At 40.7% G+C, this 2,918-nt stretch carries 2 protein-coding genes; both read left to right on the top strand.

The features are described 5' to 3' along the window. The coding region (locus AC2YHV_RS27510) for a DNA topoisomerase III (protein ID WP_487374599.1) at window positions 1-2,163 on the top strand (2,163 nt) is incomplete at its 5' end. 102 nt (window positions 2,164-2,265) lie between these two features. Continuing rightward, window positions 2,266-2,694 (top strand): transcriptional regulator MntR, encoded by a 429-nt coding sequence (mntR, locus tag AC2YHV_RS27505; RefSeq protein ID WP_048687667.1) that lies wholly within the window; start codon window positions 2,266-2,268, stop codon window positions 2,692-2,694. The last annotated feature ends 224 nt before the right edge of the window (window positions 2,695-2,918 follow it).

The following is a 2,918-nucleotide window of genomic DNA, read 5'->3' as shown; positions in this document are numbered from 1 at the left end:
GCGGAGAAACCAGATCAAGGTTCAACGCTAGCGGCTCAATTTAAAACGAAAAAACAGCAAGGCTATATAGAAATCATGCCGAATGAACTTTTCCCCGATGGAGCTTATGTAACTTGGGCCGTCGGACATTTATGTCAACTTGTTTCGCCGGAAACCTATCATTCAAAATGGAAAAAATGGTCGATGGAAACGTTGCCGATGATTCCTGAGAAATTTCAATATGAAGTGACCCGGCAAAAGGCAAAGCAATTCAATGTTGTGAAGACTTTGCTTAGGAAAACGGAAGTCGATGAAATCATTCATGCAGGTGATGCCGGGCGTGAAGGAGAATTGATTGTACGCAACATCGTTAATCTATGCAATGTCAATAAACCGATGAAACGTTTATGGATATCCTCTTTGACCCCGAAAGCGATTTATGAGGGATTTCAAAATTTGAAGAGCGAGGAAAAAACCAGGCCGCTTTATTATGAAGCGTATACGAGAGCTTGCGCGGACTGGGTTGTTGGAATGAATGCGTCGAGAGCGTATAGTATTTTGTTGAAACAAAGGGGCGTTTCGGATGTGTTTTCAGCTGGAAGGGTTCAGACACCGACTCTTGCTTTGATAGTGAAGCGGGAAATGGAAATTGAGCAATTCAAGTCTGAGCCGTTCTGGGAAGTGTTCGCTGACTTCAAGATGGACGGTAAGAAATATCAGGGTAAATGGCAGCTGAATAATGATCCGAGAATCAAAACAAAAGAAATGGCTGATAAAATTGCCGCCTTTTGTAAGGGTAAGGAAGCTGAAATAGCGGAAATGGATACTGAAAGGAAAGAATTTCAGCCGCCTTTGTTATTTAATCTATCATCATTGCAAGCGACAGTGAACAAGATTTATAAATATTCACCGAAACAGACGCTTGATATCGTGCAAAGTTTATATCAAAAAGGGATCGTTTCTTATCCACGTTCAGATTCCAATTACGTTACGGAGGGGGAAGCCGAAACATTTCCCGATATCTTGCAAAAACTAAGCGGATTTTCAGAATATGAATCCCTGTTTCCTTTGCCACAACCGAACATCATGAATAATAAACGGTTTGTAAATGAAAAAAAAGTGACTGATCACTATGCCATTATTCCGACGGAGCAGGTAACCGACCCGAAGCGGCTTTCCGCCGAAGAACGGAATATATATGACTTGGTTGTTCGCCGGTTGATTGCGGCCCATTATGAGAAGGCCATTTTCGATTACACCACCATTAAAACGCTCGTCGATAAGCGTGCGGAATTCATTTCTAAAGGCAAGCAGCAGATCCAAGAGGGATGGCGCAAAGTGATTTTCCAAAATAATGACAAGGATGATGATGATATCATTTTGCCGTCCGTTTCCAAAGGGGATACTGGAAATGTCGCCAATATAAAGGTGAAAGAAGGAAAAACCCAACCTCCTAAGCGCTATACAGAGGGTCAGCTAATCACTTTGATGAAAACTGCCGGAAAGCATCTGGATAATGAAGAGTTAGAAAAAGTACTGATGAAAACCGAGGGTCTCGGAACCGAAGCAACTCGGGCTGGCATCATTACCATGCTCAAGGACCGTAAATACATCAATGTCAAAAAAAACCAGGTGTTCGCGACAGATAAAGGAAAAGTGCTGATTACTGCCATCGGGGAGAAAATCCTGGCTTCACCTGAAATGACAGCCAAATGGGAACAGCGTTTGAGGGAAATCGGTGAAGGAAAGGCTTCAGCTGGAGGCTTTATGGAAGCTGTTAAAAAGATGTCAGCAAAAATCATCAGTGATGCCGTGGAATCATCGGAAAACTGGGATTTTCAAGGGCTGGATACCGAGTCGATTCAACGGAGCGGCTCTAAAAAAAGAAGCTCGGCATCTGTGGGCAGCTGTAAACTATGCGGTTCTAAGATTGTCGATAAAGGGGAATTCTATGGATGTGTAAGTTATCAAAAAACAAAGTGTAACTTCACAATATCCAAAAAAATCCTTAATAAGAAAATCAGTCAAGCAAATATAAAAAAGCTGTTGGCAAGCGGTGAAACGGATTTGATAAGCGGTTTTAAGAAAGGGGAAAAGACCTTTGATGCCATTTTATCTTGGTCCGACTCTGAAAAGAAGATCAGTTTTAATTTCCCGACAGAACAAAACGTCAAGCAAACTTAAGGAAAGACTTCATTAAAGGCGCCCCGAGACTTATATCTTCTTGTTTCGGGGTCGTATATATAGTAAAATTTTTAGATATGCGTTTGAATGGGAGGATTCCGAATGCCTACACCGAGCATGGAGGATTACATAGAACAAATTTATTTACTTATTGAAGAAAAAGGATATGCAAGGGTTTCCGATATTGCTGAAAATCTTTCCGTCCACCCATCTTCTGTTACAAAAATGGTTCAAAAACTTGATCAGGAAAAATACTTGATATATGAAAAGTACCGGGGTCTGGTCTTAACCGCAAATGGGAAAAAAGTTGGTAAAAGGCTCGTATATCGTCATGAACTTTTAGAACAGATGCTAAGGTTGATTGGGGTCAAGGAAGAAAATATTTATCAGGATGTAGAGGGGATTGAACACCACCTTAGTTGGAATGCCATCGATAGGATTGGAGACTTGGTTGAATTCTTTGAAGAATCTCCAGACCGTGTCGAGGATTTACGTAAGATACAAAAAAGAAATGAAGAAAATTCAAAATAAGCTGCCGTTGGCAGTTTTTTTTATGTTTTAATATCATCTGTCTTCTTGAACCGGGCATGGTTCATTTTACAAATAAGGTGTAAAGGGGAGTGACGTTTTAAAAGAGGATTTCTTAATTATGAACAGAATAGCTATAAAGAGGCCCCGGTATTTTGATTCGGGAAAACGAAGTGTTTTTGTGTTTTTCAGTAACTTATTGATTAGGGGTTAAATGGGAGGGTGAA

It is taken from the genome of Peribacillus sp. SRI_006 (assembly GCF_057586375.1).
The sequence above is the reverse complement of the archived record's forward strand: the minus strand, read 5'-3'. Positions and strand labels throughout refer to the sequence as shown.

Coding starts and splice junctions, on each gene's coding strand:
- mntR (WP_048687667.1), top strand. CDS start 2,266: ATGCCTACACCGAGCATGGAGGATTACATAGAACAAATTTATTTACTT.